This window comes from Parabacteroides goldsteinii (assembly GCF_020091425.1).
Classification (GTDB): domain Bacteria; phylum Bacteroidota; class Bacteroidia; order Bacteroidales; family Tannerellaceae; genus Parabacteroides; species Parabacteroides goldsteinii.
Genome location: NZ_CP081906.1, coordinates 2,750,634 through 2,765,414 on the forward strand (window position 1 = coordinate 2,750,634; position 14,781 = coordinate 2,765,414).

At 45.0% G+C, this 14,781-nt stretch carries 12 protein-coding genes; 6 read left to right on the plus strand and 6 right to left on the minus strand.

What is annotated here, in order from left to right:
• Nucleotides 1-8 precede the first annotated feature (8 nt).
• The 3 genes from K6V26_RS12485 to K6V26_RS12495 form a co-directional block, all read right to left on the minus strand.
• Nucleotides 9-3,416 (minus strand): TonB-dependent receptor, encoded by a 3,408-nt coding sequence (locus tag K6V26_RS12485; protein WP_224265481.1) that lies wholly within the window; start codon nucleotides 3,414-3,416, stop codon nucleotides 9-11.
• A gap of 167 nt (nucleotides 3,417-3,583) precedes the next feature.
• Nucleotides 3,584-4,558, minus strand: coding sequence for a FecR family protein (locus tag K6V26_RS12490; protein ID WP_224265482.1), 975 nt, complete (start codon nucleotides 4,556-4,558; stop codon nucleotides 3,584-3,586).
• Nucleotides 4,559-4,667: 109 nt separating this feature from the next.
• The gene (locus tag K6V26_RS12495; RefSeq protein ID WP_224265836.1) at nucleotides 4,668-5,210 is read right to left on the minus strand and encodes an RNA polymerase sigma-70 factor; all 543 of its coding nucleotides are present in this window, start codon (nucleotides 5,208-5,210) and stop codon (nucleotides 4,668-4,670) included.
• A 151-nt stretch (nucleotides 5,211-5,361) separates the two neighbouring features.
• On the opposite strand from K6V26_RS12495, the gene cysK reads away from it, so the two are divergent.
• The 5 genes from cysK to K6V26_RS12520 all read left to right on the plus strand — a co-directional run bounded on the left by cysK (nucleotide 5,362) and on the right by K6V26_RS12520 (nucleotide 11,096).
• Nucleotides 5,362-6,309 carry a cysteine synthase A gene (gene cysK, locus K6V26_RS12500; protein ID WP_007658205.1) on the plus strand — a complete coding sequence of 316 codons (948 nt, stop codon included), beginning with the start codon at nucleotides 5,362-5,364 and terminating at the stop codon, nucleotides 6,307-6,309.
• Nucleotides 6,310-6,657: 348 nt separating this feature from the next.
• The gene (locus tag K6V26_RS12505) at nucleotides 6,658-7,098 is read left to right on the plus strand and encodes a MarR family winged helix-turn-helix transcriptional regulator (RefSeq protein WP_224265483.1); all 441 of its coding nucleotides are present in this window, start codon (nucleotides 6,658-6,660) and stop codon (nucleotides 7,096-7,098) included.
• Nucleotides 7,076-8,386 carry a TolC family protein gene (locus K6V26_RS12510; RefSeq protein WP_224265484.1) on the plus strand — a complete coding sequence of 437 codons (1,311 nt, stop codon included), beginning with the start codon at nucleotides 7,076-7,078 and terminating at the stop codon, nucleotides 8,384-8,386. The genes K6V26_RS12505 and K6V26_RS12510 overlap by 23 nt, the downstream gene beginning before the upstream one ends.
• Nucleotides 8,387-8,407: 21 nt before the next feature.
• Nucleotides 8,408-9,478 carry an HlyD family secretion protein gene (locus K6V26_RS12515; RefSeq protein ID WP_046147391.1) on the plus strand — a complete coding sequence of 357 codons (1,071 nt, stop codon included), beginning with the start codon at nucleotides 8,408-8,410 and terminating at the stop codon, nucleotides 9,476-9,478.
• A gap of 13 nt (nucleotides 9,479-9,491) precedes the next feature.
• Nucleotides 9,492-11,096, plus strand: a complete 1,605-nt coding sequence (locus K6V26_RS12520; protein ID WP_010802694.1) for an MFS transporter — start codon at nucleotides 9,492-9,494, stop codon at nucleotides 11,094-11,096.
• Here K6V26_RS12520 and K6V26_RS12525 read toward each other — a convergent pair whose 3' ends face one another.
• Both K6V26_RS12525 and K6V26_RS12530 read right to left on the minus strand, forming a co-directional pair.
• A complete protein-coding gene (locus K6V26_RS12525; RefSeq protein WP_046147393.1) occupies nucleotides 11,097-11,747 on the minus strand; it encodes a LuxR C-terminal-related transcriptional regulator in 651 nt (216 codons plus the stop codon). It lies immediately after the preceding gene.
• Nucleotides 11,747-12,985: a PLP-dependent transferase gene (locus K6V26_RS12530; RefSeq protein WP_224265485.1), complete on the minus strand. Its 1,239-nt coding sequence runs from the start codon at nucleotides 12,983-12,985 to the stop codon at nucleotides 11,747-11,749. Before K6V26_RS12530 ends, K6V26_RS12525 begins: the two co-directional genes overlap by 1 nt.
• Before the next feature lie 149 nt (nucleotides 12,986-13,134).
• Here K6V26_RS12530 and K6V26_RS12535 point away from each other — a divergent pair, with 149 nt between their 5' ends.
• The gene (locus K6V26_RS12535; protein WP_224265486.1) at nucleotides 13,135-13,896 is read left to right on the plus strand and encodes an exodeoxyribonuclease III; all 762 of its coding nucleotides are present in this window, start codon (nucleotides 13,135-13,137) and stop codon (nucleotides 13,894-13,896) included.
• Between the two features lie 49 nt (nucleotides 13,897-13,945).
• On the opposite strand, the gene K6V26_RS12540 is transcribed toward K6V26_RS12535, so the two are convergent.
• Complete coding sequence (locus K6V26_RS12540; protein ID WP_224265487.1) at nucleotides 13,946-14,500, minus strand: GNAT family N-acetyltransferase; 555 nt, start codon at nucleotides 14,498-14,500, stop codon at nucleotides 13,946-13,948.
• Nucleotides 14,501-14,781 lie beyond the last annotated feature (281 nt).

Genomic DNA, 14,781 nt, shown 5'->3' on the forward strand with positions numbered 1-14,781 from the left:
ATTCTTATTTAAAAGTTAACCGATACACCTAATAACACAGACATAGTAATAGGATAGCCTGTTGCACTAACTTCCGGGTCCCAACCATGCGGGTATTTACTCAGACAGAATAAATCGCTTCCGGAAGCATAAAACCGAACTGATTCCATACTAATTTTCTTCGTCCATACGGAAGGAAGCGTATAACCTACTGTCAGGTTCTTCATTCTCAGATAGCGTCCGTTGAACATCCAGTAATCAGACATGCTCATGTTGGCATCCACACTATTACGGGTCAGGCGGGGATACTTAACACCAGCATTCTGTTCCGCCGTATTATTGGTACTCCAATAATCACCTTCCAGGATTGACGGGAATCCTCCCCAGTTCGTATTCAATCCTTCAACCATATTTCTGCTGATACGGGAATTCTGACTGCCAACTCCCTGGAACATCATTGATATATCAAATCCTTTATAAGAAGCAGATAAGTTCACACCAAACATGTAACGGGGAAGTGATCCGCCCAGCAATACGCGGTCGTACTCTGAAGAAATTTTGCCATCAGGCACGCCATCCGGACCTGAAATATCTTTATATTTGATATCGCCGATCGTTACATTATTATTCAGCTTCGGTGAGTTATCCACCTCTTCCTGCGTTTGGAATAGTCCGTCACTAAGATAACCGTACCATTCGTCAAACTGGCTGCCTTCCATCTTTACCTTTTCGCCTAAAAACTCTGTTCCACCTAAATTTCCCATTTTAGAAATGAAATCAGATAAATTGGCAGATACGGAATATCTGAAATCACCCACCTGGTCACGCCAGCCGATTTCCAGATCATAACCGGTCGTATGCATATTTCCGGTATTTACACTCGGATTATCATATCCGATAAATTTCGGAATTTCGAGAGCTAGCAACATATCCTTCGTTTTCTTCTTATAGAAGTCTCCGGTAAAATGCAGGCGTCCATCCAGGAAGTTTGCATCCAGACCAATGTCCCAGGTTTCTGTCGTCTCCCACGATATATTACGAACAGCATAATACTGTTGAGCGGCTGTCAGGAAAGAATTTACAGTATTCCCACTATAAAATAAAGCAGAACCAAAATTCAAAGCCGATTGGTAAGGATAATAGTTCTGTACTGTTGTGTTATCCTTCGACATTGTGATACGTTCATTGCCCAGCGTACCCCACGAACCTCTCAATTTCAGGAAGGAAAGCCAGTTCCAGTCTAAATTTTTGATAAACTGTTCTTCACTGGCAACCCAGCCTGCTGACAATGAAGGGAAGTTCGCCCATCTGCTATCCGGAGCAAAACGGGAAGAACCGTCCCGACGGAAGTTCACCTGCAACAGATACCGGTTATCATAACTATATGCTATACGGCCAAAGAATGAACGATAAGCATATTCTTCAGCATTACCGCCATTATCCCTCAGATTTTCAGGACCAATATCCAGGTAAGGGAAATTTGTTAATTCATACTGGTCACGAGAAGCGCTCAGTTTTTCCCCAAATGCATAATAGTCCTCATAACCGACCATTGCTGAAAGTTCATGTTTCCCAAAGGTTTTATTATAATTCGCAAAAAACTGAGTGGTCACATCATAACTATCGTTTCTGTTTTCAGTCAATTTAGTCGTTGTAAACCCATTCATATATCCTTTTATCGTATTAGGATCATTGGCATAAGTAAAAGGAACCTGTTTACGAAAACTTTTTACCTTATCAAAATTATAGGTAGGTGCAATTACGCCCGATATCTTCAAGCCTTCAATAGGAGATATATCAATAGCAGCCTTACCACCCAGCCGGTTATACCAGGAGGTTTTCAAACCGCCGTCCGTAATCATAGCCAACGTATTCTCACCGTCCTTGACGTCTCCCCACATACCGTTACTCCATCGCGCTGCATAAATAGGCGGAGTTGCGCGATATTGTAAATCCATCGGATTTCTATGTGGTTCTTCAGACTTGGAACGTTTATAATTTACGTCCAGATGAGCTTCAATATATTTATTGATCTTAAAGTCGTTATTTACCCGGATCATATAACGTTCATAATTTCTGTTCACATAAATACCGTCTGTTTTATCAAAACGGAATGAAGCCTTTGTACGAACGACTTTACTACCACCTGCTATATTTATCGAGTGAGTCTGGCGGGGGGCAGAGTTTTTCAGAATTTCATCCTGCCAGTCTGTTACAGGGTAAGCATCAGGATCAGTTGCATTATTCTTTATCCAGTTGTTGACCTGATCTTCCGAATACGTCTGATACCAACCTCCTGCATTATTATCATTATAACGCAGTTCATTTACCATTTCCATAAATCGTTGGGTACCCACATATTCAGGAAGTTTAGTAGGCATCTCCCAACCATACTCAAAATTATAATTCAATGATAAATCGTTCTCTTTAGCACGTTTCGTTGTGATCACAATTACTCCGGCAGCGGCACGGGAACCGTAAATAGAGGCAGAAGCAGCATCTTTCAAAACAGACATGCTCTCCACATCTTCCGGATTTACCTGGTTGATATCACCCGGAACCCCATCGACAATAACCAACGGACTCGATTCACCGATCGTCGTTACACCACGTATTTTGATGGAAGCGGTAGAACCCGGAGCACTATTATCGCGCGTAACCAATACACCGGAAGCAGCTCCCTGCAATGCCGTAGACAATTGCGTTGTTTTACGTGCAGCCAGATCATCTCCTTTCACGGCAGCTACCGCACCGGTCAAATCTTTTCTTTTCATGGTACCATAACCTACAACTACAACTTCGTCCAAAACTTCAGTATCTTCTCTCAAAGTGATTGTTACGGAGTTCTTGCCAATGACAGGTATCTCACTCGTTACATATCCTATATAAGTGATAACTAACGTAGCGTCAGACGCTACGTTGAGGGAGAACCTCCCTTCGGCATCCGTTATTGTACCGTTTGTCGTCCCTTTTTCTACCACGTTTGCACCAATAACAGGCAAACCTGTTTCATCATTAATAACTCCCGATACAATTTTCGTCTTCTGCTGTGCCGCATTCGTAGCCTGATTGGGTTCTGTAAAAGCCTTAATTAATACCTGACGATCAATAATCTGATAATTATATCCCGTATTATTAAATATCTGCGTAAGAACTTCATCCAATGTTACATTCTTAGCATTTACACTTACTTTCTTATTTACATTTACATGATTATCATTAAAAAAGAAAGTAAACTCGCTGTTCTTCTCAATCTCTTTCAGTATTTCAATGATACTGGCATTATTCTTTTTGATTGAAACTTTATAATCCTGCGCATAGGTGGAGGCAGAAATACAACAGGCAACAGCCAATGAAAATAAGGTTGTGATCTTCATAATGCGAATTGTTTTTCTTAATAACGGGACACAACAATCCCTGTCATTGTTTTTTTTCATAACTTTGTATTGTTTTTAATGAATAATAAATGCAAGTCGTTGGCTTGGACTCCTTATGACGTGCATTTTCTTGAAAACTCACGGATTGGAAGGTACTTGCAGGTATCTTCCAATTTTTTTAGGTTAACTGCTCGATATGTCCATAGGCTATAGATTTAGATTATTAATTATTTGAGAACTAACACATAATTTCCATTACTTGTCTTTTGATATTTTAAAGGAGAGGATTCTCCCATCATAAACAATATCCGTTCCAATGATTCATCCCTTACCTTAAATGTAAAGCGGTATTTATCCGCCAGGTCTTGCTGGCACATAATCTTACGTCCGTACCATTGTTCCAGACGTGGAATAATCATGGATAGTTTTTCATTTTCGAAACTGACTATCTTCTGTTTTCGCCATGAAGTATATTTATCTGCATCGACAGTTAAAACATAGGCCGAATCTGCTTGCTGATCATATACCATCTTTTCATTCGGCGACAAAATAAACTCAGCTCTATCACCTTTTGAATTATTTATTCCTATCTTGACTTTCCCATTTAACAGGACAGTCTCCGATTTACTTTCTATATCATAATCAAACACCTCGAAAGCCGTTCCCAAAGCCTGTACTTCCATTTCCGAAGTATGTACGATAAAAGGCTTGTGAGGATTTTTATGGATATCAAAAAAAGCCTGACCGTCTAAATGTATTTCACGTGTTTTTCCTGTAAATGCAGCAGGATAGGTCAATTTACTACCGGGTCCCAACTGTACGACCGTCCCGTCCGGCAATGATACCGATTGCATATTCTGAATACCTGACGTAACAACATAAACAGGAATATTATCTTTCTCTCCTAGATAATAAGCCATCCCTCCGACAGCCAACAACAATAAAACAGATGCTGCCACGCTATAAACTTTATAGAATAAATATCTTTTTACAGATGCATTGTCCCAAAGACTTTGGCGTATACGATGCCATATCCGCATACTGTCAGCCCGGTCAATATACGCAGCATCCGGAGCATTGTTCCACTGACTGAACATTTGTGTTTTTACCGCATCCCGCTCATTCAGTGCAGTACGCTCCTCCTCTCCCAATGCATCCTGCATCAGCTTTTTTAATATATATCTTTTATTATCCTGATCCATTTCTTTTTATCTGCTTTATAATAAATACCCCCGAACATATAGGTTACCCCTATCCGCCCATCGTTTTTTTTTAATTTTCTAAGAATAAATGAAAAAAGGGAATCGGTTTTTACAGGAAAAGAGAAAGTAGAGTGATATTCTTCCGCAGATATTTAAGCGCTTCACTAATTTGATTTTCAACAGTTTTCTCCGATATATTCAACAATTCGGCTATTTCTTTATAGCTCTTGTTTCCTTTCCGGCTCAGATTAAATATTTCCCGGCGGCGTGGCGGCAACTCGTTTATAAGCATGTCAATATATTCGCTCAGGTTCTTTGCCTCTATCTCCTCTTCAATATCATATGAATCTTCCATAGCGGCGAGGACGGTCATTTTATAAAAATCTTCGTTCAAATTTTTTCGGTGTTGGTTAAATATCAGGTTGCGGGTGATGACAAACATCAATCCTTTGAAATTATCGTCTTCACGCATAAAGTCACGCCCTTCCCACACTTTTATAAAAACTTCCTGCACGACTTCCTCTGCTGTATTCTGATTGGTCAGGTAAAGACGGCTGAAGTTGTATACCTGCCTCCAGTACTTTTTATATAAAGCAGTAAAAGCATCTTTACTGTTTTGCTTCAATAATAATATCAGTTCGTTATCCTCCATCTTCCACATTCAGAATGTATGCAAATATAAGAGATTTATTTTATCCGGCAGAAAGTAAAAAATAAAATATACCCTCTTTATGGTATTTCCCATAATCAATACTCCTCTTATCTTTGTTGCATAAATAAGAACAACTAAAATATAGAATGATATGGCAAACGTAGCAAAAAAACTGACAGACCTGATTGGTAACACTCCGTTATTAGAGTTTTCCAACTTCAATGCAAGCAAAGGATTAAAAGCAAAACTGATCGGTAAACTGGAATACTTCAACCCGGCAGGCAGCGTGAAAGACCGCATCGCCCTGGCAATGATCGAAGACGCAGAACAGAAAGGACTTCTGAAACCGGGAGCGACCATTATCGAACCGACAAGTGGAAATACTGGTGTAGGACTTGCCTTCGTTTCTGCTGCCAAAGGATATAAACTGGTTCTGACAATGCCGGAAACGATGAGTGTAGAACGCCGCAACTTATTGAAAGCTCTTGGAGCCCACCTAGTATTAACTCCCGGAGCCGATGGCATGAAGGGAGCTATCGCCAAAGCCGAATCATTACGTGATGAAACACCTGGTTCCGTCATCCTGCAACAATTCGAGAATCCGGCCAATCCGGCTAAACACGTACAGACTACTGCACAGGAAATCTGGCGCGATACGGATGGTAAAGTCGATATTTTCGTAGCCGGTGTCGGTACGGGCGGAACAGTCAGCGGTGTCGGTGAAGGATTGAAAGCACATAATCCGAATGTGAAAATCGTAGCGGTAGAACCGAGCGACTCCCCCGTCCTCTCCGGTGGTAAACCGGGACCGCATAAGATACAGGGTATCGGGGCCGGATTCATTCCTAAAACATATAACGGCAAATACGTCGATGAAATCATTCAGGTAGAAAATGACGATGCCATCCGTACCAGCCGTGAACTGGCACAAAAAGAAGGATTGCTGGTAGGTATCTCTTCCGGTGCTGCCGTATACGCTGCTCTAAAACTGGCGGAACTGCCCGAGAATGCAGGCAAAACAATCGTTGCCTTATTACCCGATACCGGAGAGCGGTATCTTTCTACCGTATTATATGCATTCGAAGAATATCCGCTATAAACGAGACCTTATCTATATTCTATAAACTGAAGCATATTTAGAAAATAATGAGCCAATGTGGCAATATGCCAATTTAGGAATAATTGAGCTATCAGTTTATAGTGATGGGAGTAACCAATTCCCCTCTTGAGAGGGGATAAGGGGTGTGTTAAAGCTAGTTATAGGGCGAACAATAACACACCCCCTTCCCCCTCTCAAGAGGGGAGACAGGTACAACCGGTCAATAATCGGATAGTTCAAATCTGATAAATATCGAACTTCTTTCCCTTAGTTTTTCACACATAATTAGTCAAACATTTGACTAATATCCGATAAATATCTATCTTTGCGCCGATAAAAACAGCAAGTATGACAGATAGTGAATTAGCTCACGAACTTAATCTACTAGTATTAAGGACACGCATGACATTCCGCCAGACCATTCAGCGAATACTGAAAAGCAACAACGTCGATATGACCTTTGAAATGCTTCAGGTAATGCATTGTTTGTGGAAAGAACAGGGAGTCAGCCAACAATCGCTGGCCGAAAAAACAGCGAAAGACAAAGCATGCCTCACCAACCTGATCAATAATCTCGAGAAGAAAGGATGGGTTATACGGCAGGAAGATTGCAACGACCGCCGTAATAAACTGATATACCTCACCCCCGAAGGAGAAAAGGTGGCCGACAAGATTAAATTCCTCCTGAAAGACATGTACACCCAGGTCGGGCAACAAATGAACACCAAACATATGGAAGCCTGTATGAAACATCTAAGCAAACTGAATGAGATATTTGATCAAATATAGTTTTTTATTGTTACTGTTTATAGGAAAGCCTGTTGCGACTTGTTCCCAACAGGCTTATTCTCTTACCCTCGACGAACTCTTCCGCCTGGGTACGGAAAACAGTCTGCGTCTGCAAGCCTCCCACATGCAGGAAGTCGTCGCAGCCGACAAGAAAAAAACAGCGCAAACGGCCCGTCTGCCCGGTATCAGTATCGGTGCGACGACCGGATATCTCGGACAGTCTACCGTCTTCCGGCAGGGACTGACGCAACCGGTTCATCCCGACCTGCCCGACTGGTCACATAATTATAATGTAGAAGTAACCCAACCCGTCTATCGCGGAGGTAAAATACATTATAATATCAAACGTGCCTCGTTGGAGAAACAGATTGCAGCACTCAATTCGGCCAGTAGCAAAGCCGAAGTCAAACTGCTCCTGCTCCGTCAGTATATGGACCTTTTCAGCCTCTACAAACAAAAAGATGTATTTGCCCGTAACGTGGAAGAGTCCACCCGCAGACTTGAGGATATCCGCCGCCTGAAGAAAGAAGGTATCGTCACCCGAAACGACGAGTTGCGTAGTGAACTGCAACTCACCAACGACCAGCTGGCCTGCCGCGAAGCAGACGATAATATCGCAATCGTCTCCCAGCAACTCGACGTCCTGCTCGGACTGGATGAAACATTCCTCCTGCAACCCGACACGGCATTGCTTTACACGGCCGTTTCACTGGAAAGCTATGATGCCTACGTCCAACAGGCTTACCTCAACTATCCCGAATTACAGATCGCCCGCTACAACACGAAGCTGGCTGAAAACGATATATTCCTGTCAAAAGCCGACTATCTGCCCTCACTCTCGGTACGTGCCGCCAATACCCTGGCACGCCCGCTGAGCACTACGATGGAAGACGTCTTCTCCAACAACTGGAATATCGCTTTAAGCCTCTCCTACAACCTGTCATCCCTTTATCAGAATAAACATAAGATACATGAGGTAAAACAAATTGTCAATATCCAGAAAAATAAGGAAGAACAAATCCGCCAGGATATCCGTATTAATGTCAAAAGCGCCTGGATCAGGCATCACGAAGCGCTCGACCGCGTACAGGCACTGATCCTGTCGGTCAGGCAAGCGGAAGAGAACTACCGTATCGTAAACAACCGTTATCTCAACCAGCTATCCATCCTGACCGACCTGCTCGATGCCAGCAGTGTCAGGCTTGAAGCCGAACTGCAATTGACCAATGCACGCACCGAGGCCATCTACAGTTATTATCAACTGATGCATGCATGCGGCAATTTATAACTTAATTAAAAACAGACAAATATGTCCGGATTACATAGAAAAAGAAAACAACTGAGGCGACTGAAAATAAGGAATATCACCCTCAATACCGTATGTATCCTACTCGCTTTCGGCGGCATATCATGGACGGTCAACTATTTCTGGAAATATGTCAACTACGAAATCACCAATGATGCCGTAGTGGATCAATATATCACCCCCGTCAATATCCGCGTACCGGGTTACATCAGGGAAGTCCGTTTCACCGAGCACCAGCAGGTAAAGGAAGGCGACACCCTTCTGATCCTCGACGACCGGGAATACCGTATCAAGCTGAAAGATGCCGAAGCCGCCCTCCTCGATGCCCAGGCCTCCAAAGACATACTAAGTTCCGGCATCGAAACCTCCCAGGTGAATATCAGCGTACAGGAGGCCAATATCGCCGAGACAGAAGCCCGCCTCCGGCAACTCGAACAGGACCATCGACGTTATGCCAACCTCCTGGCCGAAGAGTCCGTCTCGCAACAGCAATACGAACAGGTCAAGGCTGAATACGAAGCCATGAAAGCCCGTTACGAATCCCTGCTCCGCCAAAAGAGTGCCGCCCAATCGCAATATTCGGAGACGAGCAAGAAAAGCGGCAGTGTGAAGGCGGCCATCCTGCGCAAAGAAGCCGACCTGGAGATGGCGCAGCTCAACCTATCGTATACAGTCGTCACCGCTCCCTTCGACGGATACATGGGACGCCGCACGCTGGAAACCGGACAACTGGTTCAAGCCGGACAAACCCTCAGCTACCTCGTCCGCAACAACGACAAATGGATAACCGCCAATTACAAGGAAACACAAATCAGCCATATCTACATCGGCCAGAAAGTACGCATCAAAGTAGATGCTGTAGACGACCGCATTTTCCACGGCACCGTGACGGCGATCTCCGAAGCGACCGGCTCCAAATACTCCCTCGTCCCGACCGATAACTCTGCCGGCAACTTCGTCAAGATACAACAGCGCATCCCTGTGCGCATCGACCTGATTGACGTTTCGCCCGAAGACATGAATCTGCTCCGTGCCGGCATGATGGTGGAAACGGAAGCATTGAAAAGACATTGAATAATACAGCATAATGGCTACACAAACACCCCTGAATGTCCCTATCCGCCCCTGGGTCCCCCGCTGGCTGGGGATCGTTACGGCTTTTACCGTCATGCTGCCGATCATCCTGATCAACGGAGCCTATACCGGGACTATCACCGAAGTTTCAGGAACGCTGGGTGTGTTGAGCGAAGACATCAGCATGGCTTACTATGCGACATCGGCGGGAATGGCGGTTGCTTATCCGCTGATCCCGAAAGTGCGTCCGGTAGTGACCACTAAAACGATCCTGCTAATCGACCTCTTGTTGCAGGTGATCCTCAGCTTTATCTGTGCGCAGGTGAACCAAATGGATATCATTATCGTATGCAGCTTCTTTATCGGTTTTCTGAAAGGTTTCGCCATGCTGGAGATCATCCTGATGATACGTCCGCTTTTCAGTCCGCAGAATGTGCGCAGCGAATTTTATGCTTACTTCTACCCGATCGTGTTCTCGGCAGGCCAGGTCTCGATGGCGGTCACGGCACAGTTGGCCTATTACTACCAATGGCAGTATATGTATTACTTCGTTATCCTGCTCTTGCTGGTTGCCATCTCTTTTATCCTGATGTTCTTCCGGTATGCCAGGCGTCCTGTCTATTTTCCTTTTAAAGAGATAGATTGGAAAAGTATCCTGCTCATGGCCTCCATCCTGCTTTTCACCATCTGGTCGGCCACCTACGGGAAGACACTCGACTGGTTTTCGTCCGCTAAAATCACGGTGTATGTGCTGTCGCTGCCGGTATTGGTCTGGTTATTCCAGTTCCGGCAGAAGACGCGGAAAAATCCGTATCTGAAACTGGAAGTGCTGAACAGCAGCAAGGCGTTGATCGGCTATTTCTTCATGATGTTGGTGATGTTCTTTTCTTCCACCAGTTCGCTGGTGACCAGTTATATGAATAATATCATACGGGTAGACAGCGTACATGCCAACTTTCTGAATCTCTGGATGCTGCCGGGGTTTATCTGCGGGGCGGTGATCTGTTTCTGGTGGTTCCGCTGGCAACGGTGGCGTTTCAGGATACTGATATCCGGAGGGATGCTGTGTTATGTGATCTATCTGGCTATCCTCTATTTCGGGATCACACCGGACGGGAGGTACGAAATGTTGTATCTTCCGATGTTTCTCCGGGGAATGGGAATGATGATCTTGTTTATCGCTTTCGGTGTGTATGCGGTGGAAGATATGAATCCGAAGCTGATGATATATAATGCCTTTTTCCTGATCACCTGCCGTTCGGTGATAGCTCCTGCCCTGTCGTCGGCCTTCTTCAATAATATGCTTTACCGTCTGCAATTGCGGGATATGGCGATCCTCTCGGAGAATATGCGCCTCGATAACCCGCTGGCGGCACAGCAATACAACCAGTCACTCAATAATGCACTGGCACAGGGACATAGCATGACGGATGCCGTGCAACTGGCTACAAACAGCCTTTACACCACACTGCAATCGCAAAGCTTGTTGCTTGCCTTGAAAACGATTATCGGCTACGTGCTCATCTTTGCGATTGTGGTGATGGTTATCTCCCGCTTTACGCCTTTCCACAAGACTTTGAAAGTCGAGATTGTGAAGACTGGGGAAGATATGGTCTGATTAAATATAGTATTCCGCTGCATCGACTATCCCTGCGCGCAGAGCATATTTGGTTGCCTCGTGCACATTATTTACTTCCAGTTTGCGGAAAATATTTTTGCGATGGGTGGTGATGGTGTGGATGCTGGAGAAACGCTCGGAGGCAATTTCTTTGGTCGTCTTGCCTAAAGCGATGGATTTCAGTATTTCTTTTTCTGTCGAGGTCAGTACGGGGTGCTCTTTGGGTTCACGGACTATTTTCTTTTCTGAAAGCAGGTTATGAATCCGTTGACAGATAAAACGTTCGGAATGTAAAGCCGATTGCAGGGCCGCACGTATTTCTGCTGACGGGGCATCCTTCAAGACGATGCTGAAAGCCTCGCTGCTGAAGAGGATGCGGCGGATAAAATTTTCGCTCAGTTCATCGCTGAAAAGTATCCAGGAGACCTGTTTGAAACGCTCCTGCAAGATCAGAAGTTCGTCGGCACTCGTCAAATCGAAAAGCGTGTAGTCGAGGATCACGACAGCCTGCGGATGCTGTTGAAGGAGTTGAAGCAGCTCGTGTTTGTCGGCAGCCTCAGTCACAAGGTTAAGATCCGGCATCCTGTCGCTCAGGTAAAGGATGCCGGCTTTGGTGATATCCTGGTTATCGGCTATGATAAGCGTCCGCATCAGCGTATGGCTAAAGCCTGTTTAATGTCGTTATACAAATCGTCGACCGGTTCGAGTCCGACCGACAGGCGGATTGTTTGCTGGCTGATATCCATTCCCTGCCGCTGCATTTCGGTGAAACTGCCATAGATGGTGCTTGCCGGATGGATAGCCAATGTCTTGTTGTCGAACAGGTTCGTGGCACGGCGGATCAGTTGCAGGCGGTTCATAAAGGCAAAGCAGGCCTCACGGGAAGGCAGGTCGAATGTCAGCATGGCTCCCGGATATTTTCCGAACTGGACAGTGCTCAGTTTATAATAAGGATTATCTTTCAGGCCGGTGTAATTGACCGACACAATACCTTCCAGCGTTTGCAGCCGGCCGGCTAGTTCCAGGCAAGTTGCTCCCTGCCGTTCGAAACGGAGAGGCATGGTTTCCAGTCCCAGCGTCTGCATGTAGGCAACCTGCGGCGTCATATAAGCGCCCAGGTTCCGGTGTATCTCCTTCCGGAGGCGGGCGGTGAAAGCGCGTTCGCCAAACTGTTCATACCAATGTTTCAGTGTGATAAAATGGCTCCAGTCGAAGGTCCCGTTATCAAGTATCAGGCCTCCTATGCTTGTTGCCCCGCCGGAGATATATTTGGTGCTGGATACGATCTCGATATCTATACCAAAATCTTTTCCGTGGAAGACAGAGAAAGGAACGATCGTCGTGTCGGCGATCAAAGGTACTCCCGCCTCCTTTGCGATAGAAGATAACATCTTCAGGTCGGCCACTTCCAGCTGCGGATTGGTAATCACTTCGAGAAAGATCGCACAGGTGTTGCAGTCGATATGGGCGCGGACCTCGTCGGGATCGGTCAGGTTACAGAAACGTGCCTCGATATCAAAGGTGGCCAGCGTCGTCTTCATCAATGACCAGGTATTGCCGAACAGATGCGGGGAAGTGACGATATTGGCTTTTGCACGCCCGATCGTCATCAACGTATTGCAAATAGCAGCCATACCGGAATTGAGGGCGGTGACACTCATGGCTCCGGTAACGGACAGCACACGATCTTCAAAATATTGTACGGTCGGATTCGTAATCCTCGAATAAGCATGGTCGGACGTACGGCCACAGAAAGCGGCTTCCATCGCTTCCGCCGATTCGAACTCGTAAGCAGCAGTGTTATAGACCGGCATTGCCAATGAGCCATAGGCGTCCGGCTTCTCGTAAGGCGTATGAAGCAAACGGGCTTCAAAACTATTTTCTTCCATTCTGTATTTTCCTCGTATAATTTTCTTTTTGCCGCTACAAATGTAGGATTCATTTAGATGTAAAATAGAATTATCCGGTAAAAATTAGTACATCCAACTGTTAAATTGTATCTTTGGATTCCTATTAAACGATCTAAAAGAGCTGTTATATGAAGATAATAACATACAATGTAAACGGCCTCCGCGCCGCTGTGGGAAAAGGCTTTCCGGAATGGTTAAAACAAGAGCAGCCCGATGTACTCTGCCTGCAGGAAACTAAACTTCAGCCGGATCAATTCCCAGCAGAGGCCTTTGCGGATTCAGGTTATAAACCTTACCTGTTCAGTGCCCAGAAGAAAGGTTATAGCGGGGTAGCTATCCTCACCCGTCAGGAACCCGATCATGTGGAAATAGGAATGGGCATAGAAAAATATGATAACGAAGGCCGTTTTATCCGTGCGGATTATGGTGACCTGTCAATTGTCAGTGTCTACCATCCTTCCGGAACCAGTGGTGATGAACGCCAGGCATTTAAAATGGAGTGGTTGGAAGATTTCCAGCGTTATGTAGCGGAATTACAGAAAGCACGTAAGAATCTGATTCTTTGCGGCGACTATAATATCTGTCATGAACCGATAGACATTCATGATCCGGTACGCAATGCGACTAACAGCGGTTTCCTTCCCGAAGAACGCGAATGGATGACACGGTTTCTGGATGCGGGATTTATTGACACATTCCGCCATCTCAATCCGGAAAAGCAACAATATACCTGGTGGAGCTACCGCTTCAATGCGCGTAAAAACAATAAAGGCTGGCGTATCGATTACTGCATGGTCAGCGAACCGGTAAAACCGTTGCTGAAATCGGCTTATATTCTGAATGATGCCGTGCATTCAGATCATTGCCCGGCGGTATTGGAGATTGAATAAAAGACAGAAAGTATATATGAAAGGGGAGAATATATCTCCCCTCTTCTCTTTATTCACGCCAATACTCCGGCTTGTCCAGTGCATCAGCGCATCTTACCTTTCCTTTAGGAATACTTCCTGCTTCCGAAGTAAGGGATTGATACATCCAACAATCAGCATAGATATCTTCAATCGGATAAGGAGGCGGATAACCGGCTGCTTCTGCATTCCCCTTAAAACCATGACGGGGATAATACTCTTTATGCCCCAGCACAAAAACCATCTCCACTCCCATCTCCTTCAATATCCGATGGCCTTCCCGGATCAGCAAACCTCCGAAACCTTGTTTCTGATACTCCGGCTTTACGGCCAAAGGAGCCAGGATATAAACAGAAGGTGAAGGATTGCTCCCCTCCAGTGAGGCCTTTGTAAAAAGGATATGGCCTATAGCCTCCCCCTGATAACAGGCAAGCAATGAGACATAAGGTTCTGCTGTCTGATCTGCCAAAAGGTCTTCCACCAGTACGGCCTCGTCATCTTCACCGAAAGCGAGTCGTTCAACGTTCATTACATCGTTAAAATCGTCAGAAGTAGCCCTCCTGACTTGCACGTCGTTTAAATTCATGACTATGATATATTAAATGGTTACTATGCTCCCTTATGGGAACAGTTTTTATCTATAAAAGGATATAATAATAAGGCCCGGATGAAGATGTATATCCGGAGTATTGAAGTGACCAGCCTATAAAGAGTTATAGGCTGTTATTAAGCACTTATAGATGTAGAAAGTAGTGTTTTCAAAAAACTGTTTTTATAATTCGGGAGCAAATATAGCAAAATAATCCGGTTAGTAACCACTCAGTGCCGGAAGAAGTTCTTCATTACATGATTTTATTAAGTTACATG